At 73.7% G+C, this 21,275-nt stretch carries 18 protein-coding genes; 13 read left to right on the top strand and 5 right to left on the bottom strand.

Going from position 1 to position 21,275, the window contains the following annotated elements; all coding sequences use genetic code 11:
* Positions 1 to 6: 6 nt before the first annotated feature.
* A complete protein-coding gene (locus ACFYOS_RS09090) occupies positions 7 to 873 on the bottom strand; it encodes a serine hydrolase (protein WP_387137395.1) in 867 nt (288 codons plus the stop codon).
* Between the two features lie 67 nt (positions 874 to 940).
* Here ACFYOS_RS09090 and ACFYOS_RS09085 point away from each other — a divergent pair, with 67 nt between their 5' ends.
* Positions 941 to 1,606, top strand: coding sequence for a class I SAM-dependent methyltransferase (locus ACFYOS_RS09085; protein WP_387137392.1), 666 nt, complete (start codon positions 941 to 943; stop codon positions 1,604 to 1,606).
* A 77-nt stretch (positions 1,607 to 1,683) separates the two neighbouring features.
* Here the strand turns inward: ACFYOS_RS09085 and typA are convergent, their stop codons facing one another.
* Positions 1,684 to 3,552, bottom strand: coding sequence for a translational GTPase TypA (typA, locus tag ACFYOS_RS09080; RefSeq protein ID WP_387137389.1), 1,869 nt, complete (start codon positions 3,550 to 3,552; stop codon positions 1,684 to 1,686).
* Between the two features lie 131 nt (positions 3,553 to 3,683).
* Here typA and ACFYOS_RS09075 point away from each other — a divergent pair, with 131 nt between their 5' ends.
* The 6 genes from ACFYOS_RS09075 (at position 3,684) to ACFYOS_RS09050 (ending at position 10,368) form a co-directional block, all read left to right on the top strand.
* A complete protein-coding gene (locus tag ACFYOS_RS09075) occupies positions 3,684 to 5,141 on the top strand; it encodes a DedA family protein (protein WP_387137386.1) in 1,458 nt (485 codons plus the stop codon).
* Positions 5,142 to 5,173: 32 nt separating this feature from the next.
* Complete coding sequence (locus tag ACFYOS_RS09070; RefSeq protein WP_387137383.1) at positions 5,174 to 6,040, top strand: transglycosylase SLT domain-containing protein; 867 nt, start codon at positions 5,174 to 5,176, stop codon at positions 6,038 to 6,040.
* A gap of 133 nt (positions 6,041 to 6,173) precedes the next feature.
* On the top strand, positions 6,174 to 6,731 hold the full coding sequence (locus ACFYOS_RS09065; protein WP_387137380.1) for a MarR family winged helix-turn-helix transcriptional regulator: 558 nt from the start codon (positions 6,174 to 6,176) through the stop codon (positions 6,729 to 6,731).
* 2 nt (positions 6,732 to 6,733) lie between these two features.
* On the top strand, positions 6,734 to 8,389 hold the full coding sequence (locus ACFYOS_RS09060; RefSeq protein ID WP_387137377.1) for a CocE/NonD family hydrolase: 1,656 nt from the start codon (positions 6,734 to 6,736) through the stop codon (positions 8,387 to 8,389).
* A 126-nt stretch (positions 8,390 to 8,515) separates the two neighbouring features.
* A complete protein-coding gene (locus ACFYOS_RS09055) occupies positions 8,516 to 9,091 on the top strand; it encodes an ArsR/SmtB family transcription factor (protein WP_387137375.1) in 576 nt (191 codons plus the stop codon).
* Positions 9,088 to 10,368 (top strand): MFS transporter, encoded by a 1,281-nt coding sequence (locus ACFYOS_RS09050; RefSeq protein ID WP_387137372.1) that lies wholly within the window; start codon positions 9,088 to 9,090, stop codon positions 10,366 to 10,368. The genes ACFYOS_RS09055 and ACFYOS_RS09050 overlap by 4 nt, the downstream gene beginning before the upstream one ends.
* A 50-nt stretch (positions 10,369 to 10,418) precedes the next feature.
* On the opposite strand, the gene ACFYOS_RS09045 is transcribed toward ACFYOS_RS09050, so the two are convergent.
* Positions 10,419 to 10,622 carry a cold-shock protein gene (locus ACFYOS_RS09045; protein WP_387137369.1) on the bottom strand — a complete coding sequence of 68 codons (204 nt, stop codon included), beginning with the start codon at positions 10,620 to 10,622 and terminating at the stop codon, positions 10,419 to 10,421.
* A 167-nt stretch (positions 10,623 to 10,789) separates the two neighbouring features.
* Between ACFYOS_RS09045 and ACFYOS_RS09040 the strand changes: the two genes are divergently transcribed.
* Positions 10,790 to 11,476, top strand: coding sequence for a class I SAM-dependent methyltransferase (locus ACFYOS_RS09040; RefSeq protein ID WP_387137366.1), 687 nt, complete (start codon positions 10,790 to 10,792; stop codon positions 11,474 to 11,476).
* 99 nt (positions 11,477 to 11,575) lie between these two features.
* Positions 11,576 to 12,199: a DedA family protein gene (locus ACFYOS_RS09035; RefSeq protein ID WP_387137363.1), complete on the top strand. Its 624-nt coding sequence runs from the start codon at positions 11,576 to 11,578 to the stop codon at positions 12,197 to 12,199.
* Positions 12,200 to 12,253: 54 nt separating this feature from the next.
* On the opposite strand, the gene ACFYOS_RS09030 is transcribed toward ACFYOS_RS09035, so the two are convergent.
* Complete coding sequence (locus ACFYOS_RS09030) at positions 12,254 to 12,907, bottom strand: MBL fold metallo-hydrolase (protein WP_387137360.1); 654 nt, start codon at positions 12,905 to 12,907, stop codon at positions 12,254 to 12,256.
* Positions 12,908 to 12,915: 8 nt separating this feature from the next.
* A complete protein-coding gene (locus tag ACFYOS_RS09025) occupies positions 12,916 to 13,635 on the bottom strand; it encodes a maleylpyruvate isomerase family mycothiol-dependent enzyme (RefSeq protein WP_387137357.1) in 720 nt (239 codons plus the stop codon).
* Positions 13,636 to 13,812: 177 nt separating this feature from the next.
* Here ACFYOS_RS09025 and rsgA point away from each other — a divergent pair, with 177 nt between their 5' ends.
* The 4 genes from rsgA to uvrC all read left to right on the top strand — a co-directional run bounded on the left by rsgA (position 13,813) and on the right by uvrC (position 20,729).
* A complete protein-coding gene (gene rsgA, locus ACFYOS_RS09020; RefSeq protein ID WP_387137906.1) occupies positions 13,813 to 14,892 on the top strand; it encodes a ribosome small subunit-dependent GTPase A in 1,080 nt (359 codons plus the stop codon).
* Between the two features lie 207 nt (positions 14,893 to 15,099).
* Positions 15,100 to 18,045: an excinuclease ABC subunit UvrA gene (gene uvrA, locus ACFYOS_RS09015; RefSeq protein ID WP_387137354.1), complete on the top strand. Its 2,946-nt coding sequence runs from the start codon at positions 15,100 to 15,102 to the stop codon at positions 18,043 to 18,045.
* A gap of 167 nt (positions 18,046 to 18,212) precedes the next feature.
* Positions 18,213 to 18,701 carry a Rieske (2Fe-2S) protein gene (locus tag ACFYOS_RS09010; protein WP_387137351.1) on the top strand — a complete coding sequence of 163 codons (489 nt, stop codon included), beginning with the start codon at positions 18,213 to 18,215 and terminating at the stop codon, positions 18,699 to 18,701.
* An 87-nt stretch (positions 18,702 to 18,788) separates the two neighbouring features.
* Positions 18,789 to 20,729, top strand: coding sequence for an excinuclease ABC subunit UvrC (gene uvrC, locus ACFYOS_RS09005; protein WP_387137348.1), 1,941 nt, complete (start codon positions 18,789 to 18,791; stop codon positions 20,727 to 20,729).
* The last annotated feature ends 546 nt before the right edge of the window (positions 20,730 to 21,275 follow it).

Raw genomic sequence — 21,275 nt, 5'->3', positions numbered from 1 at the left:
CGGGCGTCAGCCGGCCAGGGCGTGCCGGGACTCCCAGACCCGGGCGGAGACGTCCGCGATCAGGCGGCAGGCGTCATCCTCGACCTCCTCGCCGCTCGGGCCGCCGTCGGCCAGATCGGTGGTGGTGCAGACGACGATCACGTACGGCGGGGCGTCGTCCGGGAAGACCACCCCGGCCCCGTGCCGGACCCCGCGTACCCAGCCGTTCTTGTGCGCGATCCGGGTGCCCTCGGGCAGGCCGGCGGCGAGGTCCTCGCGGTGCTCCTGGGCGAAGAGGACGTCCAGCATGGACGCGCAGCCGGCCGGGGAGGCGAGCGGGCCCGGCCGCCGCGCGCCGAGCGCCAGCTCACCGAGCAGGGCGGCCAGGTCGGCGGCGGTGACCAGGTTGTCGATGCCCGCCTCCCGGGCGGCGAAGTCCTCGATGCCCCGGCCGGTGACGCTGTGCCGCGCCCCGGCCAGCGCCCACGCCTCGGCCGCGGCCGGCAGCCCGACCTGACCGATGAGGACGTTGGTGGCCAGGTTGCTGGACCGGACGATCATCCGCTGGGCGAGCCAGCGCGGCGACGCCGTGCCCCCGACCCGCTCCCAGACCGCGTCGTCGTTGTCGTAGTGCTGCGCGTTGGCATACCGGTCGGCGCCGGGCAGCGCGGAGTCGAACGCGTTGCGCACCGGGATCGGCCGGTCCAGGTCGAGCCGGCCGGCCTCGGCGGCGCGGTGCAGTGCCACCAGCACGGCGACCTTCATGGTGCTCGCCGCGTAGTGGGTGGCGTCGGGCTGCCGGATCCAGGTGGGCCGGGCGCCCAGCCGCCCCACGTACGCGGAGACGGTGCCCGGCACCTTGTCGAGGTGCGCGTCGAGATCCTCCCAGGTCATGCCGGTGACCGTAGCGGATCACCGGGCGGGGCTGCGGCCCGGCCGGTGGTCGGTCTAGCGTGCGCAGATGACGACCGCCGGGTACGACGCCATCGCCGACTGGTACGAGGAGTACGCCTCCGACACCTCCGCCGACTACATGGACCGGGTGCGTCGGCAGCTCGCCGACCTGCTCGGCACCGGGCCTGGCCGCTGTCTCGACCTGTGCTGCGGCACCGGGGTGCACGCCGCCGCACTGCGCCGGCTGGGCTGGGACCCGGTCGGGGTCGACCTCTCCGGCGGGCAACTGCGGTACGCCCGTACCCGGCTGCCGGTGGCCCGGGGCGACGCGACGCGGCTTCCGGTCGCCGACGCGAGCGTGCCCGCCGTCACCTGCGTGCTCGGGCACACCGACCTGCCGGACTACCCGGCGGTGATCAGGGAGGCCGCCCGGGTCCTCGTCCCCGGCGGCCGCTTCGTCCACGCCGGCGTGCACCCCTGCTTCACCGGCGCGTTCGCGGACCGCTCCGACCCGGCGCACATCGTCATCGACGGTGGGTACGCCGACCGGGAGCGCACCTTCCGTGCCTGGAATCCGAGCGGCGTGCGGGCCCGGGTGGGCGCCTGGCACGTCCCCCTCGCCGACCTGCTCAACGCGGTCACCACCGCCGGCCTCACTCTCACCCGCGTCCGGGAGTCCGGCGCCACCCCCATCCCCGACGTCCTCGCCTTCCAGGCCAGCAAACCCAGCTGACGCGGAGGGGAGCCGGGAAAGGGGGGAGCCCGGCCGCCAGGGTGGCGGGCCGGGCTCCGGGGGTGCGGGGGCTGGGGTCAGCCGGCGTGCTTGCGGCGGGCGGCGGTGCGGGCCCGCTGGGTCTGGTCGAGGACGACCTTGCGGATACGGACCGCGGCCGGCGTCACCTCGACGCACTCGTCCTCGCGGCAGAACTCGAGGGCCTGCTCCAGCGACAGCTTGCGCGGCGGGATCAGCTTCTCGGTCTCGTCCGCGGTCGACGACCGCATGTTGGTGAGCTTCTTCTCCTTGGTGATGTTGACGTCCATGTCGTCGGAGCGGGAGTTCTCGCCGACGATCATGCCCTCGAACACCTCGGTGCCCGGTTCGACGAAGAGCTGACCGCGCTCCTGGAGGTTGGTCATCGCGAACGCGGTGACGCTGCCCGCCCGGTCGGCGACCAGCGAGCCGTTGTTGCGGGTCCGCAGCTCGCCGAACCACGGCTCGTACGACTCGAAGACGTGGTGCAGGATGCCGGTGCCGCGGGTCTCGGTGAGGAACTCGGTGCGGAAGCCGATCAGCCCGCGGGCCGGGACCAGCCATTCCATCCGGATCCAGCCGGTGCCGTGGTTGACCAGCTGCTCCATCCGGCCCTTGCGGGTGGCGAGGAGCTGGGTGATCGCGCCCAGGTACTCCTCCGGCGCGTCGATGGTCAGCCGCTCGACCGGCTCGCAGGTTTTCCCGTCGATCTCCTTGGTGACCACCTGCGGCTTGCCGACGGTCAGCTCGTACTGCTCGCGGCGCATCTGCTCGACCAGGATGGCCAGCGCCAGCTCGCCGCGGCCCTGCACCTCCCAGGCGTCGGGACGCTCGGTGGGCAGCACCCGCAGCGAGACGTTGCCGATCAGCTCCTTGTCGAGCCGGTCCTTGACCATGCGGGCGGTGACCTTGGCGCCCTTGACCCGGCCGACCATCGGCGAGGTGTTGGTGCCGATGGTCATCGAGATGGCCGGCTCGTCGACGGTGATCAGCGGCAGCGGGGTCGCGTTCTCCGCGTCGGCGAGGGTCTCCCCGATCATGATCTCGGGGATGCCGGCGACGGCGATGATGTCGCCCGGGCCGGCCGACTCGGCCGGCTTGCGCTCCAGGCCCTCGGTCATCAGCAGCTCGGAGATGCGCACCCGCTGGGTGCTGCCGTCGGTGCGGCACCAGGCCACCGTCTGGCCCTTGCTGATGGTGCCCTGCCGCACCCGGCACAGCGCCAGCCGGCCGAGGAACGGCGAGGCGTCGAGGTTGGTGACGTGCGCCTGCAGCGGCGCCTCCTCCTCGTACGCGGGCGCCGGGATGGTGTCCAGCAGGGTGCGGAACAGCGGCTCCAGGTTGTGGCTGTCGTCGGGTACCGCGCCGTCGGCCGGCTGGGTCAGCGAGGCGATGCCGTCGCGGGCGCAGGCGTAGACGATCGGGAAGTCGATCTGCTCCTCGTCGGCGTCCAGGTCGAGGAAGAGCTCGTAGGTGTCGTCCACGACCTCCTTGATCCGGGCGTCCGGACGGTCCACCTTGTTGATCACCAGGATGATCGGCAGCCGGGCGCGCAGCGCCTTGCGGAGCACGAACCGGGTCTGCGGCAGCGGGCCCTCGCTGGCGTCGACCAGCAGCACCACCCCGTCGACCATGGTCAGGCCGCGCTCGACCTCGCCGCCGAAGTCGGCGTGGCCGGGGGTGTCGATGATGTTGATCGTGACCGCCTCGGACCCGTCCGCCGGCAGGTACCGCACGCCGGTGTTCTTGGCCAGGATGGTGATGCCCTTTTCCCGCTCGAGGTCCATCGAGTCCATGACCCGCTCGGTGACCTCACCGCGGGCGCCGTAGGCGCCGGCCTGCCGCAACATGGCGTCGACCAGGGTCGTCTTGCCGTGGTCGACGTGGGCGATGATGGCGACGTTGCGGAGGTCGGTGCGAAGCTGCATACCCTCCATACTCCTGTCTGCGGTTGCCGGGGACGCCTCGGGGTCACCCCGAGATCGCCCGGATCTCTGCCGAAACTGCTGTCCCGACCGTTCTGTCGGTTGGCATGCTGGCCCCGTGCGTGGGGAACCGGATGCCTGACCTGCTGACGTGGCTGCAGGGCCTGCCGTCCCTGCTGATCTACCTGGTCGCCGCGATGATCGTGGCGGGGGAGACCGCGGTGATCTTCGGGCTGCTGGTGCCCGGCGAGGCGACCCTGCTGCTGGTCGGCTTCTTAGCCTACGCGGGGACGCTGCGGATTATTCCGGCGCTGCTGGCCATGACGGCGGCTGCCGTGATCGGAGACACACTCGCCTTCCGCGCCGGCCGGCGGTACGGCCCGCGGCTGCGCGGCTCCGGGCTCGGTGCCCGGATCGGCGCCGAGCGGTGGCGCCGGGCCGACTCCCTGCTCGACCGGCTCGGCGGCCGGGGCGTCCTGGCCGCCCGCTGGGTGGCCTTCGCCCGTACGCTGGCGCCCCGGCTGGCCGGGGCGGCGGGTCTGCCGTATCGGCGGTTCGCGCCGTGGAACCTGGCCGGGGTGGTGAGCTGGGTCGGCGCCTCCGTGCTGGCCGGCTACGCCGCCGGCGAGTCGTACGAGCGGGTCTCCCGGCTGCTCGGCCGGGCCACCGGCGCGGTGCTGGTCCTGCTGCTCTGCCTGGCCGGCTTGGTGCTGGCCGGTCGCTGGCTCGGCCGCAACCCCGACCCGGCGCGCGCGTTGGCCGCCCGGGCGGCCGCCCTGCCCCCGCTCCGCTGGCTGCGCGCCCGGTACGGGGTGCTGCTCTTCCTGGTCGCCATGCGGTTCGGGCCGGCCTGGACGCTGCTGCTCAGCCTCGCCGCCGGGCTGGTGCTGCTCTTCACCGCCGGGCTGGCCGTCGCCGCCGTGCTGGAGGCGGTGGTCCGGCACAGCGGGCTCGGGGTGCTCGACGGCCTCGTCGCGGACTGGTTCGCCGCCCGGCGTACCCCCGGGGTGGTCGACGCGGCGCTGGCTGTGGTTTCGGTGCTGCGCGGGTCGCTCCTGATCGCTGCGGTGGCCGTCGTCGCGGCGGTGCTGGCCTGGCGGCACCGGCCGTGGCGGGCCGACCCGCTCAGCGTGGTCGGTACGGCGGGAGCGTTCGTGCCGCTGGTCGTGCTGGCCGTGGTCGCCGACCTGACCGGGCCGGGTGGCCCGGCGATGGCCACGGAGCTGTTCCCCACCCAGAACGCGGTGGTGACGGCGAGCTTCGGCACGCTGGCCTGGCTGCTGTCCCGGGGGGCGTGCTGGCCGGTGGCGGTGACGGTGTGGACGGGTGCCCTGGCGGGGGTGGTCGCCGTCGGCGGCGCCCGGCTCTACCTGGGGTGGAGCACGGCCAGCGGCAGCGCCACCTCCGTCCTGCTCGGGGCGGCCTGGGTCACGGTGTTCGTGGTCGCCTGGGCCACCCGGGACCGGGCGGTGGGCGGGGTGGACCGACCGTCCACAGCGGAGCCCGGGCAGGCGTCCCGCCGGGGCCCGCTGCGGCCGCGCCGGTCCCGGGCGGCGTCCCAGGCCCCCCGGGAGCCCGCCGACCCCTGCTAGGGTGCGGCCGGACGAACCACGGGGGAGGTCCGATGCATCGAAGGGCTGGCCGGTGGGCCACGGCGGCGGTCGCCGGGCTGGTGCTGGCGGGGGTCGTCACCGGGTGCGGCGGCCAGGAGCGGCCGGCCCGGGAGGTGGCGGTGGAGCTGCCGACGGAGGCGCCGGTCGAGGCGCCCGCCGACGAGTCGACCGAGGGGCCGCCGGCGGTCGAGGCGATGGGCGTCGCCCCCAGTGCCACGCCCCGCCCGAGCACCAAGCCGACGTCGAAGCCGAAGCCGCGCCGGACGTCCGCCGGCCCGCTGGCCACGCCGAAGCCGCCGATCGAGACCAGGGTGCCGCCGCCCCCGCCGAAGCCCGCGCCGAGCGGCTGCCAGCCCACCTACCGGGGCACCCAGGCCACCCGCAGCGAGGTGAAGTCGGCGCTGTCCGACGCGGCCGCGAAGACCTACTGGCCGACCTCGGCGCCGGACATCAAGATCCCGCTGAACCTGCTCAAGGCCACCGCCTGGCAGGAGAGCGGCTGGCAGTCCAACATCGTGGCCTGCGACGGCGGCATCGGGCTGATGCAGGTAATGCCGGCGACCGCGGACTGGATGAACCAGCGCTTCGGCGAGTCGTACGACATCGACGCGTACCGGGACAACGCCTATCTGGGCGCCAACTACCTGGCCTGGCTCACCAAGTACATCGGCGACATGTACTTCGAGTCGGACTACCGGCTGGACGCCTCGCTCTGCACCGACCAGCTCAACTCGTGCCTGCTCAACGCGGTCATCTCGGCGTACAACTACGGCCATAACGCGGTGGCCCGGGAGGGCGAGCCGCTGGCCATCCCCAACCCCCAGTACGTGCGCAACGTGCGGGCGCTGATGACCGAGTGCGTCTGCCTGGGCTACTGAGCTGACGGACCGGGGGCCCGGCGGAGCACCGCCGGGGCCGACTCTCGTTGGCCCGGAACCTAGATGGGCGAGATTGTCGGCAGAGGTTCTATGCTGCGACGGGAGTCGGTCGGACAGGGGGCATCCGCGAGACGTGGCAGCGCAGAGCAGGTACCGGCAGCGGGCCGACCGGCGCGCGCAGATGATCGCGGAGATCACCAACGACCTGCGGCGTTACTCGGTGGCCGCGCAGCACGTCGGACACGCGTTCGCCGGCCTGCACGGGCTCAACGCCACCGACCTGGACGCGTTGCTCGCCGTGACGGACGCCGAGCTGGTCGGCGACCCGATCACCCCGGGCCGGCTCGGCGAGCGGCTCGACCTCTCCTCCGGTTCGGTCACCGCGCTGATCGACCGGCTGGAGCGGGCCGGCCACGTCCGGCGCGACCGCGACACCGCCGACCGGCGCAAGGTGTTCCTGCGCTACGCCGACCAGGGCGCCGAGCTGGCCCGCAGCTTCTTCGACCCGCTCGGCCGCCGCACCGACCAGGTGATGGCCGGGTTCAGCGACGAGGAGTTGGCGGTCGTGCACCGGTTCATGACCGACATGGTGGTCTCGATGGGTGAGCACCGGGACGCGGTGCGCGCCGCCCGGGGCGAGCCGCCGAAGCGGGCGGCGGACACCGGCGCCGCCGGCCGTCCCGTGGGCTGAGCGTGGACCGGCTCGTCACCCGGGTCGCCCGCGCGGCGCTGCGGCTGCCCGCCGCGCGTACCCGGCGGATCGCGGTGACCCGGGACATCCCGGTGCGGGTCAGGGACGGGGTCGCCCTCTGTACCGACCACTACGCCCCGGACCTGCCGGACGCGCCCACCGTGCTGGTCCGGACCCCGTACGGGCGGGGCGGGCCGATGCGGCTGCTCGGGCGGCTCACCGCCGAACGCGGCTTCCACGTGGTGATCCAGTCCTGCCGGGGCACCCACGGCTCCGACGGTGAGTTCGCCCCGCTGGTGCACGAGCGCGACGACGGCCTGGACACCCTGGGCTGGCTGCGCCGGCAGCGCTGGTGGTCCGGGGCGTTCGGCATGTTCGGCGCCAGCTACCAGGGCTTCGTGCAGTGGGCGCTCGCCGCCGAGGCGGCCGACGAGCTGCGCGCGATGGTCGCGGTGGTCACCGCCTCGGCCACCCGGGACTCCACGTACGCGGGGGAGTCGTTCGCCCTGGACACCGTGCTCACCTGGGCCGAGCTGCTGCAGGCGCAGACCGTGCCGTGGCTGGCCCGGCAATGGGAGCTGAAACGGGGCCAGCCCCGGTTGACCCGGGCGCTGACGCACCTGCCGCTGGTGGAGGCGGACCGGGTCGCCACCGGGGTGACCGTGCCGTTCTTCCAGGAGTGGCTGCGCCACCACACGCCCGACGCCGACTACTGGCGGCCCCGGGTCTTCGGCGACCGGATCGCCGAGGTGCGCGCCCCGGTGGCGATGGTCAGCGGCTGGCAGGACATCTTCCTCCCCGCCCAGCTCGACGACTACGCCCGGCTCCGCGCCGCCGGGGCCCGACCACGGCTGACCGTCGGGCCGTGGACCCACGGCAGCCCGGGGCTCTTCGTGGCGGCCCTCCGGGAGGGCCTCGACTGGCTCGACGAGCACCTCGCCGGCCGTCCGACGCCGCGCCGCCCCCCGGTCCGGGTGCACGTCGGCGGTGCCGGAGGTGGCTGGCGGGACCTGCCGGACTGGCCCCCGCCGGCCGTGCCGGCCCGCTGGTACCTGCACGCCGGGCGGTCCCTCGCCGGCGCCCCGCCCACCGTCTCCCCGCCCGACCGGATCTGGTACGACCCGGCCGATCCCACCCCGTCGCTCGGCGGCCCGCTCCTGGTCGAGCAGCGGGCCGGCGCGGTGGACAACCGGCCGGTGGAGGCCCGACCGGACGTGCTGACCTACACGAGCGCACCGCTGGACGTGCCGGTCGAGGTGGTCGGCCCGGTGCACGCCGAGATCCACGTCCGCAGTGAGCTGTCCTACCTGGACGTCTTCGTCCGGCTCTGCGACGTGGACCGCCGGGGCCGGTCGTGGAACGTCTGCGACGGCCTGGTCCGGGTGGCCCCCGGGCGCTTCCCCGCGGATCCGTTCGGTGTGGTCACGGTCCCGGTCACCCTCTGGCCGGCGGCACACCGCTTCGCGGCCGGCCACCGACTGCGCGTCCAGGTCTCCGGCGGAGCCCACCCGCGTTACGCGCGAAACCCGGGCACCGGCGAGCCGCTCGGCACCGCCGTCACGCTACGTGCTGGATGGCGGGAGATTTTGCACGACCCGGAACATCCGTCGGTCCTGGTGCTCCCGGTCGTCCCGGCGCCGCCCACGGCTGCCCCATAGGCGGCCCGGCGGATGGTCGCCTGAGTCGGTCGGTCGGTCGGTCGGTGCGGCGGGCTGCGGCGCCGTGTCGGGGCAATTCAGCAACAGACATTGCGCAACAACTCTTGCACATGCCAGGGTCTACCCATGGAGCACCCCGGCGTCCGGCATGTCACCGACTCACGCGTCCTCGCGGCACTCGCCCACCCGCTGCGCCGTCGACTGATGGACGTGCTGAAGGTGCACGGGCCGTCGACCGTCGGCCAGCTCGCCGAGCGGACCGGGCAGGCGCCGGCGAACGTCAGCCATCACCTCAAGGTGCTCGCCGCCGCCGACCTGGTCGCGGCGGCGCCTGAGCTGGCCCGGGACCGCCGGGAGCGGTGGTGGCGACTGCGCGACCGCGCGGTGCGCTGGTCCAGCGCCGACTTCGACGCCGACCCCGCCGCCCGGGCCGTGGCCGACGCCGCCACCTCGCTGAACCTGGACCGGCACGTCGCCCTGGTGCGCGCCTGGCACGCCGCCCCCGAGGAGGCCCACGCGGCCTGGGGCGAGGGGTCGTTCAGCACCGACCGCTGGCTGCACCTCACCCCGGAGGAACTGGCCCAGCTCGGGCGCGAGGTGGCCGATCTGTTCGCCCGCTGGGCCGACCGACCGGCCCCGGACGACGGACGGCGGCGCGAGCCGGTCTTCCTGTTCGCCCACGGCGTCCCGGCCCAACCGTGACCGCGGCGACCCGTACGCAGATCCGGCAGCCGGCGCCCCGGCGGCCCGGCGGCCTGTTCCGGCACCGCGACTTCCGGCTGCTCTGGACGGGGCAGACGGTCAGCGCCGTCGGCAGCAACGTGACCGCCGTGGCCCTGCCCCTGGTCGCGGTCGCCGTGCTGGACGCGACCACCTTCCAGGTCGCGGTGCTCACCGCCGCTGCCTGGCTGCCGTGGCTGCTGGCCGGCCTGCCCGCCGGCGCCTGGGTGGACCGGGTCCGCCGCCGCCCGGTCATGATCGCCTGCGACCTGGCCTCGGCGGCGCTCTTCCTGAGCGTCCCGGCGGCCGCCCTGCTCGACCTGCTCACCGTCGGCCAGCTCCTGGTCGTGGCGCTGGGCGCCGGCCTGGCCCGGGTGTTCTTCGAGACCGCCGACCAGGTCTACCTGCCCACCCTGCTCCGGCCCGAGGAGGTGCCGGAGGGCAACGCGAAGCTGCACGCCACGCAGACCGCCAGCTACCTCGTCGGCCCCGGGCTGGCCGGTCTGATCGCCCAGCTCGCCGGCGCGGTGACCGCGGTGCTACTGGACGCGGTGAGCTTCCTGGTCTCCGCCCTGTGCCTGCGCGGAATCCGGGCGGTCGAGCCGCGACCGGGACGCCCCGACGGGCCGTCCTCCCTGGGCCGCGAGGTGGCCGACGGGCTGCGGTTCGTGGTCCGCGACCCGTACCTGCGGGCGATGACGCTGTTCGGCGCGGCCAGCAACATCGGGCTCACCGGCTACCAGGCCGTGCTGGTGGTCTTCCTGGTCCGTTCGGCCGGGCTGCCCCCGGGGCTGGTCGGCCTCCTGATCGGACTGGCCAGCGTGGGCGGGATCGTCGGCGCGAGCCTCGCCACCCGGCTCGCCCGCCGACTGGGCTCCGCCCGCGCGATGCTGCTCGCCGCCGCGCTGACCGGGCCGCCGGCGCTGCTCATCCCGCTGGCCGGCCCCGGCGTACGGGTGGTCTGGCTCGTCCTCGGCGGCGCGCTGGTCAGCCTGGGCGTCGCCGTGGGCAACGTGGTCAAGGGCAGCTTCCGGCAGACGTACACCCCGCACCGGCTGCTCGGCCGGGTGACGGTCAGCATGCAACTGCTGAACTACGGGACGATCCCGCTGGCGGCCATGTTCGCCGGGGTGCTGGGCACCGCGTGGGGCCCGGCCGGGGCGATCCGACTGATGACCGCCTGGCTGGCGCTGACCCCTCTGCTCCTGCTCCTCGGGCCGCTCCGGCGACGCCGTGACCTGCCGGCCTCGCCGCCCTGAGGATGCGCTGCGGCGGCGGCCGGAACCCGACCGCCGCCACCGGCACGACGTTAGATCGGACGGACGTTGTCCGCCTGCGGGCCCTTCTGCCCCTGGGTCACCTCGAACTCGACCTTCTGGCCCTCGTTCAGCTCCCGGTAGCCGCCCGCCTGGATGGCCGAGTAGTGGACGAACACGTCCGGACCCCCGCCGTCCTGCTCGATGAAGCCGAAGCCCTTTTCCGAGTTGAACCACTTGACCGTGCCGGTTGCCATGCGTCTCTCCCTGTTCAATGCGGGTGAGCACCGGCCGCGGCCGGTGATCGCCCTGTACCTTCACGACAGTAACCGCCCGAGGCAGAATTTGCTGGCGGAAGCGCCGAGCATGCCCAGCGAATACGCCCCGAGCGGGAAAATCCCCCCGGGACGGACCGACGCGCGGCATGCTTGCCCCGGTGAGGGCACAGACGGCGCTGGCCGACCTGGAACGGGAGATCGCAGCGCCCGGCGCCGGCCTGGACCGGCTCCGGCTGGTCGCCCCGCCGTTCGTGCCCGAGGTACGGCTGCACCTCGCCGAGGACGCGATCCTCTGGTGGGCCCGGATGGAGGCGGCGGCCGGGCGGTCGCTGCCGCCGCCGTACTGGGCGTCGGTCTGGGCCGGCGGGCAGGCGCTCGCCCGGCACCTGCTCGACCACCCCGAGCTGGCCGCCGGACGACGGGTGCTCGACCTGGCCACCGGATCCGGGCTGGTGGCCATCGCCGCCGCCCTGGCCGGCGCCACCCGGGTGGCGGCCAACGACGTCGACCCGTACGCGGTCGCCGCCGTCACGGTCAACGCGCGGGCCAACCGGGTGGCCGTGGCGGCGACCGGCGACGACCTGCTGGACGGCACGGTGAGCGTCGACCTGTTGCTGGCCGGGGACGTGCTCTACGACGCCGCGCTGGCCGGGCGGGTGCTGCCGTTCCTGCAGCGGGCCGCCGAGCGGGGCGTCGAGGTGCTGGTCGGCGACCCGAACCGGGGACACCTGCCACCGGACCGGCTGGAGGTGGTGGCCAGCTACCCGGTGCCCACCACCGAGCCCTCGGTCGACTCGCCGGTACGCCGGGTCCAGGTGCTGCGACCGCGCTGAGTGGACGCCGGTTCGGGGTCGACCCCGAGGACGGATTCAGGGTCGGGTGGGGGACCGGGCCCGATGTGCCCGGCCGGCGGCGGCCATAGCGTACGACCCGTGACGGATCTGCTGGCCCAGGTCGGAGAGCTGCCCATCGAATGGCTCATGGCGGCCCTCGGCCTGGTCATGCTCGCCGACGCCGTACCGCTGGTCGGGGTGTTGGTGCCCGGCGACGCCGCGGTTCTGGCCGCGGTCGGGGCGGGCCGGCCGACGACCGGAGCCGCCACCGTGGCGGCGGTTGTCACGGGCTGCCTGGCCGGCTGGTCGCTGAGCTTCCTGGCCGGACGGCGCTGGGGGGCGTCGCTGCGGGGCAGCCGGCTGGGCGGCTGGATCGGCGAGTCGCGGTGGGCCGCGGCGGAGGCGGTGCTGCGTCGGGGCGGGGGCCGGATGGTGCTGGTCGCGCCCTTCCTGCCGGTGCTCAACGCCCTGCTGCCGCTGGCCGCGGGCGGGCTGCGGATGTCGTACCCGAAATTCCTGGCCGCGGCGGCGCTCGGGGCGACTCTCTGGGCGGGCCTCTATGTGGCCCTCGGCACCGCGGCCCGGGCGGTGTCCGCGCTGTTGCCCGGTGCGCCCAGTCCGGCGCTGGTCACCATGCTGGTCGGGCTGCTGCTCGCCGGGGCGCTGCTGTTCGGCGCGCGGCGCCCGCTGCGCGCGTTGACCGGGGTCGGGCCGGCGGCCTGACCGCCGTGGAGACGGGGGTGCCGGCGCGGGTCCGGACCCGCGCCGGCGGGCGGGTCACCAGCCGCGGGCCCGCCACTGCGGCAGCGCGGGGCGCTCGGCGCCGAGCGTGCTGTCCTTGCCGTGGCCCGGGTAGAACCAGGTCTCGTCGGGCAGCCGGTCGAAGAGCTTCTGCTCGACGTCGTCGATGAGCTGCCCGAACCGCTCCGGGTCCTGCTGGGTGTTGCCGACCCCGCCGGGGAAGAGCGAGTCGCCGGTGAACAGGTGCGGGCTGCCCGACGGGTCGCGGTAGAGCAGTGCGACCGAGCCCGGGGTGTGTCCCCTGAGGTGGATCACCTCCAGGGCGCAGTCGCCGACCGGCACGGTGTCGCCCTCGCGCAGCGGCTCGGCGTCGATCGGCAGCCCCTCGGCGTCGTCGGCGCCCACCAGCGGGCGGGCGCCGGTCTTGGTGACCACCTCCTCCAGCGCCACCCAGTGGTCCATGTGCTGGTGGGTGGTGACCACCGCGGCCAGCCCGCCGTCGCCGATCAGTTCGAGCAGGCGGGGCGCCTCGTTCGCGGCGTCGATCAGCACCTGCTCGCCGGTCTCCCGGCAGCGCAGCAGGTACGCGTTGTTGTCCATCGGCCCCACCGACACCTTGGTGATGGTCAGCCGGTCGAGGTCGCGGACGGCGGGCTCGCCGCCGGGCGTGACGTCTCCGGTGTAGGTCATGACGACTTCTATATCCATTCCGGTGGGGTCGGCAGGGGACCGTCGGGAGTGACGGTTAGCACCTCGCCCGCGCTGCGGCCGATCAGCCAGGCGGCGAGTTCCGGCGCGGGGCCGGCGATCGTGGGTGCCCCGTCCGGCTCGCCGATGCCCAGCTCGTGGCAGCCGCTGCCGGCGAAGCGCAGCACCATCGGCGGCGCGGCAGGGCGGTCGGCCAGATCAGCGGCGACCTCGTGCAGCAGCCGGTGGCTGAACGCCTCCGGCCAGTCCGCCGGCCGGTAGCCGGCGGCCAGGTCCACGTGGTGCACCTCGACCTCCCGCAGCCGGCCCCACACCAGCAGGGCAGCCACCCGGGGGCCGCGCGGCGTCTCCACCGTCGCGGTCCACCCCTCGGCCGGCATGGCGGCGACCGCCGCGGCGAACCGGTCCGCGGACCGCCGCAGGTCGTCGAAGAGGTCGTCCGGCGAACGGTCCGCGCCGGCCTCGATGTCGGTGGCCCGGGCCGCCGGGCTGGCGTACATCGGGACGGGCGCGCCGGTGCGGGCGGCGGTGAGCAGGTTGACGAAGCCGTCGGCGTTGCGGGCCAGGTGGGTCAGCACGTGACCGCGGGTCCAGCCCGGCAGCAGGGACGCGGCGGGGACGTCCGCGGTGTCGAAGGCGGCCACGGTACGCAGCAGCCGTGCCGTGGCGTCCTCCACCTCGCCGGTCAGCAACAGCGGATCGGTGGTCACGCACCGACCCTAGCGGTACCGCGCCGCCGCGTCGCCGGGGAAATCGCTTTCGGCACGTCGGCGCGCCCCCTACCGTCGGGGCTCGAACGCGGCACCGGGAGTCGGACGGAGGTGGTGAGCATGCCCGTCGTAGCACGCGCGTTCCGCCATGAACCCCTCGACACCGATGAGGACACGATGACACTCGACCTGACCGCCCTCGGCTGGGACGCCGACTGGGCGGCCCACGTACGACGGCGCACCGACCATCGACCGGGCCGGGTGGCCCGGGTCGACCGCGGGATCTGCACCGTGCTCTGTCCGGAGGGGCCGGTCCGGGCCAGCGTGGGCGGCGCGGTGCTGGCCGCCGCCGCCCGCGACCTGACCGCGCTGCCCTGCGCCGGCGACTGGGTGCTGCTCGCCAGCTGGCCGGACGGGCCGGTGACCGTGGAGACGGTGCTGCCCCGCCGCACCGGGCTGGTCCGCCGCACCGCCGGCAAGGACGCCAGCGGGCAGTTGCTCGCCGCCAACCTCGACGCCGCCGCGGTGGTCGAACCGGTGCACCCGGAGCCCGACGCCGCCCGGATCGAACGACTGCTCTCCCTGGTCCACGAGTCCGGCGCCGAGCCGCTGATCGTGCTCACCAAGGCGGACCTGGCCGCCGACCCGGCGGCGGTCGCCCGGCAGTTCGCCGCCCTCGCCCCCGGGGTGCCGGTGCTGCCGGTCAGCGCCGAGCGCGGCGCCGGGTTGGACCCGCTGCGCCGGTACGTCGCGCCGGGGCGCACCCTCGGGCTGCTCGGGCCCTCCGGCGCGGGCAAGTCGAGCCTGGTCAACGCGCTGGCCGGGGCGGAGGTGATGCGTACCCAGGCGATCCGGCGGGTCGACGGCAAGGGCCGGCACACCACCACCTGGCGGGCGCTGGTGCCGATCCCGGACGGCGGTGCGGTGCTGGACACCCCCGGCGTGCGGGCGGTCGGCCTGTTGGACGGCACGGCCGGGCTGGACCGGGCCTTCGCGGACATCGCCGAGTTGGCCACCGGCTGCCGGTACGCCGACTGCGCGCACGAGGCCGAGCCGGCCTGCGCCGTGCGGGCGGCGCTGGACAGCGGGGAGCTGCCGGTTCGGCGCTGGGAGAGCTGGCGCCGGCTCCAGCGGGAGGTGGCGTACGAGAGCCGCCGCCGGGAGGCCCGGGTGGCCGCGGAACGGCGGGGGAGCTGGCGGGGTGGTCGGCGGCGGACGGCGCGTCCGACGCCGCCGCCCGGTCCTGGCGGATTCTGACCACGGCGGGCACGGTCGGGCGGGGTGCGACGCGTCCCGCCCGGCCGTGCTGAGCTGGGGGAATGTGCGCCCGACGAAAGTTGTCGTACCTCGGGGCTAGAGTTGCCCAGGCGTTTTCCCTGCGCCTCGACAACCCTCGAAACCGCTCAGACCACGCTCCGAGCGGACAGATCCGCCTCACATTCTTCTTCCGGGAGCACACGCACCGTGGCCGACCGACTGATCATCCGTGGCGCGCGCGAGCACAACCTGCGTGACGTCAGTCTCGACCTGCCCCGGGACGCCCTGATCGTCTTCACCGGGCTCTCCGGGTCGGGCAAGTCGAGCCTGGCGTTCGACACCATCTTCGCCGAGGGCCAGCGGCGCTACGTGGAGTCGCTGTCGTCGTACGCCCGGCAGTTCCTCGGCCAGATGGACAAGCCCGACGTCGACTTCATCGAGGGCCTCAGCCCCGCGGTCTCCATCGACCAGAAGTCCACCTCGCGCAACCCGCGCTCCACCGTCGGCACGATCACCGAGGTCTACGACTACCTCCGCCTGCTGTTCGCCCGGATCGGTGAGCCGCACTGCCCGATCTGCGGCGAGCGGATCTCCAGGCAGAGCCCGCAGCAGATCGTCGACCGGCTGCTCGCCATGGCCGAGGGCACCCGGTTCATGGTGCTCGCTCCGGTGGTGCGCGGCCGCAAGGGTGAGTACGTCGACCTCTTCGCCGAGCTCCAGGCCAAGGGCTACGCCCGGGCCCGGGTCGACGGCGTGGTGCACCCGCTGACCGAGCCGCCGAAGCTCAAGAAGCAGGAGAAGCACACCATCGAGGTGGTCATCGACCGGCTCAGCGTCAAGCCCAGCGCCAAGCAGCGGCTGACCGACTCGGTCGAGGCGGCGCTCGGTCTCTCCAGCGGCATCGTCCTGCTCGACTTCGTCGACCTGCCAGAGGACGACCCGGACCGGGAGCGTCGCTACTCCGAGCACCTGGCCTGCCCCAACGACCACCCCCTCGCCATCGAGGACCTGGAGCCCCGGGTCTTCTCCTTCAACGCCCCGTACGGCGCCTGCCCCGAGTGCACCGGCCTGGGCACCAAGAAGGAGGTCGACCCGGAGCTGGTGATCCCGGACCCGGAGCGCACCCTGCGCGAGGGCGCCATCCAGCCCTGGTCGACCGGGCACAACCTGGAATACTTCCTTCGCCTGCTGGAGGCCCTGGGGGAGGCCGAGCACTTCGACGTCGACACCCCGTGGCGCAAGCTGTCGTCCCGGGCGCAGAAGACGATCCTGCACGGCTCCGACGACCAGGTGCACGTCCGCTACCGCAACAAGTACGGCCGCGAGCGCTCCTACTACACCGGCTTCGAGGGCGTGGTGCAGTGGATCGAGCGCCGCCACTCGGACACCGAGTCGGAGTGGTCGCGGGACAAGTACGAGGGCTACATGCGGGACGTGCCCTGCGCGGCCTGCGGCGGCGCCCGGCTCAAGCCGGAGGTGCTCGCCGTGACCCTGGCCGGCAAGAGCATCGCCGAGGTCTGCAACCTCTCCGTCGGCGAGGCGGCCGACCTGCTCGCCGGCATCGAGCTGACCGATCGGCAGAAGATGATCGCCGAGCGGGTGCTCAAGGAGATCAACGCCCGGCTGAAGTTCCTCCTCGACGTCGGGCTGGACTACCTCTCCCTGGACCGCCCGGCGGGCACCCTCTCCGGCGGCGAGGCGCAGCGCATCCGGCTCGCCACCCAGATCGGCTCCGGCCTGGTCGGCGTCCTCTACGTGCTCGACGAGCCGTCCATCGGGCTGCACCAGCGGGACAACCACCGGCTGATCGAGACGCTGCTGCGGCTGCGCGGGCTGGGCAACACGCTGATCGTGGTCGAGCACGACGAGGACACCATCCGGGTGGCCGACTGGATCGTCGACATCGGCCCCGGCGCGGGCGAGCACGGCGGCCGGATCGTGCACAGCGGTTCGGTGCCGGCCCTGCTGGAGAACGAGGAGTCGGTCACCGGGGCGTACCTGTCCGGGCGGAAGGTCATCCCGACGCCGAACATGCGCCGGCCGCAGACGCCCGAGCGCGAGCTGGTGGTGCACGGGGCGCGCGAGCACAATCTGCGCAACCTCACCGTGAGCTTCCCGCTCGGTCAGCTCATCGCGGTCACCGGGGTCAGCGGCTCCGGCAAGTCGACGCTGGTCAACGACATCCTCCACGCGGTCCTGGCCAACCAGATCAACGGCGCCCGGCTGGTACCCGGCCGGCACACCCGGATCACCGGGCTGGAGCACGTGGACAAGGTCGTCGGCGTCGACCAGTCGCCGATCGGGCGGACCCCGCGGTCGAACCCGGCCACCTACACCGGCGTCTGGGACCACATCCGCAAGCTCTTCGCGGAGACCACCGAGGCCAAGGTCCGGGGGTACGGCCCGGGCCGGTTCTCGTTCAACGTCAAGGGCGGGCGCTGCGAGGCGTGCTCCGGCGACGGCACCATCAAGATCGAGATGAACTTCCTCCCGGACGTCTACGTCCCCTGCGAGGTGTGCAAGGGCGCCCGGTACAACCGGGAGACCCTGGAGGTGCACTACAAGGGTAAGACCGTCGCCGAGGTGCTGGACATGCCGATCGAGGAGGCGGCCGAGTTCTTCTCCGCCATTCCGGCCATCCACCGGCACCTCAAGACCCTGGTCGACGTCGGTCTCGGGTACGTGCGGCTGGGCCAGCCCGCCCCGACGCTCTCCGGCGGCGAGGCGCAGCGTGTCAAGCTCGCCTCCGAGCTGCAGAAGCGCTCCACCGGGCGGACGGTCTACGTGCTCGACGAGCCCACCACCGGCCTGCACTTCGAGGACATCCGCAAACTGCTGATGGTGCTCGAGGGTCTGGTCGACAAGGGCAACACGGTGATCACCATCGAGCACAACCTCGACGTGATCAAGACGGCCGACTGGATCATCGACATGGGTCCGGAGGGCGGCCACCGGGGCGGCACGGTGCTCGCCACCGGCACGCCCGAGGAGGTCGCCGAGGTGCCGGAGAGCCACACCGGCCAGTTCCTGCGTCCGATGCTCAAGCTCGACGGCGCCGCCAAGGGCGCCGCGGCGGCCACCTCCCGGGCGGCGAAGGCCAACGGCACCGCACGGTCGCGGAGCAGCCGCAAGGTGCCCGCCGGGGCGCGCTGAGCGAGGGGTACGACGGGCGGGCCGGGACGACCGGCCTGCCCGTTCCGATATCCGCACAGATATCCGTTTCGTGGCGCGTCAGGATGAACCGTGCGGCACCCTGATCCGTGTTCGGAAGTGTGGCCGCGGATCATGAGGGGTGGCGGCAGCCGAGAGAAGGGCTGGATATGACTGACGATCAGGTGCTGACCGGGCCGGCTACGCAGACCCGGCGGGCACTGCTCACGGGCGCCGGCGCGGTCGGCGCGGCGGTGGTGCTGGCCGCCTGCGGGGACGGCGACCGATCGGGACCGGGGACCGCCGCGCCGACCAGCGGCGGCCCGGGCGCGACCGGCGCCGGGGACGCCGGGGGCGGCAACCGGGACAGCATCGGCCCGTTGGCCCGGACCACCGACATCCCGGTCGGCGGCGGCGCGGTGTTCGCCGCCAAGGGCGTCGTGATCACCCAGCCGGAGGCGGGCCAGTTCAAGGGCTTCGACCCGATCTGCACCCACCAGGGCTGCCCGGTGTCGAACGTCGACGGCGGCACCATCAACTGCACCTGCCACGGCAGCCGGTTCTCGATCACCGACGGCTCGGTGAAGCAGGGCCCCGCCACCAAGCCGCTCGCCGCGAAGAACATCAAGGTCACCGGCGAGCAGATCACCCTCGCCTGAGCGGTCCGCCGCCTCCCCCGCCCGACGGCCCGGGCGGGGGAGGCGCGGCGACGGTCGGGTGTCGGGGGTTCGGACTAGGCTTGCGGCGTGGCTGACCCCTCGACCTACCGTCCCGCACCCGGCACCATCCCGGAGTCGCCAGGGGTCTACCGCTTCCGGGACGGCACCGGCCGGGTGATCTACGTCGGCAAGGCGCGGAACCTGCGCAGCCGGCTCAACTCCTACTTCGCCGACCCGGTCAACCTGCACCAGCGCACCCGGCAGATGGTCTTCACCGCCGAGTCGGTGGACTGGATCACCGTCGCCACCGAGGTCGAGGCGCTCCAGCAGGAATACACCTGGATCAAGCAGTACGACCCCAAGTTCAACGTCCGCTACCGCGACGACAAGTCGTACCCGTACCTGGCGGTCACCCTCGACGAGGAGTACCCGCGACTCCAGGTGATGCGTGGCGCCAAGCGCAAGGGGGTGCGGTACTTCGGGCCGTACTCGCACGCCTGGGCGATCCGCGAGACGCTGGACCTGCTGCTCCGCGTCTTCCCGGCACGGACCTGCTCCTCCGGGGTGTTCAAGCGGGCCGGCCAGGTGGGCCGGCCCTGCCTGCTGGGTTACATCGGCAAGTGCTCCGCGCCCTGCGTCGGCAGTGTCACCGCCGAGCGGCACCGGGAGATCGTCAACGGCTTCTGCGACTTCATGGCCGGCCGCACCGACACCATGGTGCGCAAGCTCGAACGGGAGATGCTGGAGGCCAGCGAGCAGCTGGAGTTCGAGCGGGCCGCCCGGCTGCGCGACGACACCGCCGCCCTGCGGCGGGCCATGGAGAAGCAAACGGTGGTGCTCGGCGACGGCACCGACGCCGACGTCGTGGCCTTCGCCGACGACCCTCTCGAAGCCGCGGTCCAGGTCTTCCACGTCCGCGACGGGCGGGTCCGGGGCCAGCGCGGTTGGGTGGTGGAGAAGACCGAGGACGTGACGATGGGCGACCTGGTGCACCACTTCTGCACCCAGGTCTACGGCGGTGAGCAGGGCGAGGCCGACGTGCCCCGGGAGCTGCTCGTCCCCGCGCTGCCCGCCGACGTCGACGCGCTCGCCGACTGGCTCTCCACCCGTCGGGGCAGTCGGGTGTCGCTGCGGGTGCCGCAGCGCGGCGACAAGCGGTCGCTGCTGGAGACCGTGGAACGCAACGCCAAGGACGCGCTCGCCCGGCACAAGCTCAAGCGGGCCGGCGACCTGACCACCCGCAGCAAGGCCCTCGACGAGATCGCCGACTCGCTCGGCATGCGTACGTCGCCGCTGCGGATCGAGTGCTTCGACGTCTCCCAGATCCAGGGCACCGACGTGGTCGCCAGCATGGTCGTCTTCGAGGACGGGCTGCCCCGCAAGAGCGAGTACCGGCGGTTCATCATCCGGGGCGCCACCGACGACCTGTCCGCCATGTCCGAGGTGCTGCGCCGGCGCTTCGCCCGCTACCTCGACGCCCGCGCCGAGACCGGGGAGATCGGCGAGGAGACCGCCAGCGACCCCGACCGGCCCGGCATCGACCCGACCACCGGGCGGCCGCGCAAGTTCGCGTACCCGCCGCAGCTGGTCGTCGTCGACGGTGGCGCACCGCAGGTGGCGGCGGCCGCGCAGGCCCTCGCCGAGCTGGGCATCGACGATGTGGCGCTCTGTGGCCTGGCCAAGCGGCTGGAGGAGGTCTGGCTGCCCGACGACGAGTTCCCGGTCATCCTGCCGCGCACCTCGGAGGCGCTCTATCTGCTGCAACGCGTTCGCGACGAGGCGCACCGCTTCGCCATCACCTTCCACCGGCAGCGGCGTTCGAAGCGGATGACCGAGTCGGCGCTGGACAACATCCCCGGCCTGGGCGAGGTGCGCCGCAAGGCGCTCCTGCGGCACTTCGGCTCGCTCAAGCGGCTCTCCACCGCCACCGTCGAGGAGATCACCGAGGTGCCCGGCGTCGGCCGGCGCACCGCCGAGGCGATCCTGGCCGCCCTCGACCAGGACGCCAAGACGTCCCCCACCACCTGACCCTGCGCCACGCCGCGCCCGGCCGTCCCGCCGGCATGCGCACCAAGATCCGCGCGAAGTTTCGGGAAACTGCGCGGATCGTGGCCGTGGGGACGTCGAGGTCGACCTGGTCGGTGGGGTCGCGGTGGACGTCTCAAGACCGCCCAGACAGACACTCTGTTCCACCCGCCGCCGTTCCGATGCCTGGCTACGCCCGGGCGTCTCAAGATCCCCGCAACTTCGGGAAAGTGGTGCCTCCTCGCGCAGGGACAGGTTCCGGGAAACTGCGCGGATCTTGGACGAAGCGGGTGCGGTGGGTGGCTCTGGGCCCGGTGTCCGGATCAGGTGTGCCCGCAGGGGCTCGGTGTCCGGTTCCGGCCCTAGTGGGGCGTGGCCCAAGGCCCCGGCGCTGGAATGAAGCCGGGGCGCGGGTCGTTGTACATGGCTGACCGCGCCGCAACCAGTGCGGTCACCTGGCCCGCCTCCACGGGCCGCCCGGCCGGCGGAATGATCCGCCACCGGCCGTCGTTACACCCCCCGGACCACCCGTGCGGCACCCCCCGCCCC

The sequence above is a fragment of the Micromonospora sp. NPDC005806 genome (assembly GCF_042871425.1).
Lineage (GTDB): Bacteria > Actinomycetota > Actinomycetes > Mycobacteriales > Micromonosporaceae > Micromonospora.
This window is presented reverse-complemented; position numbering and strand designations above follow the sequence as displayed.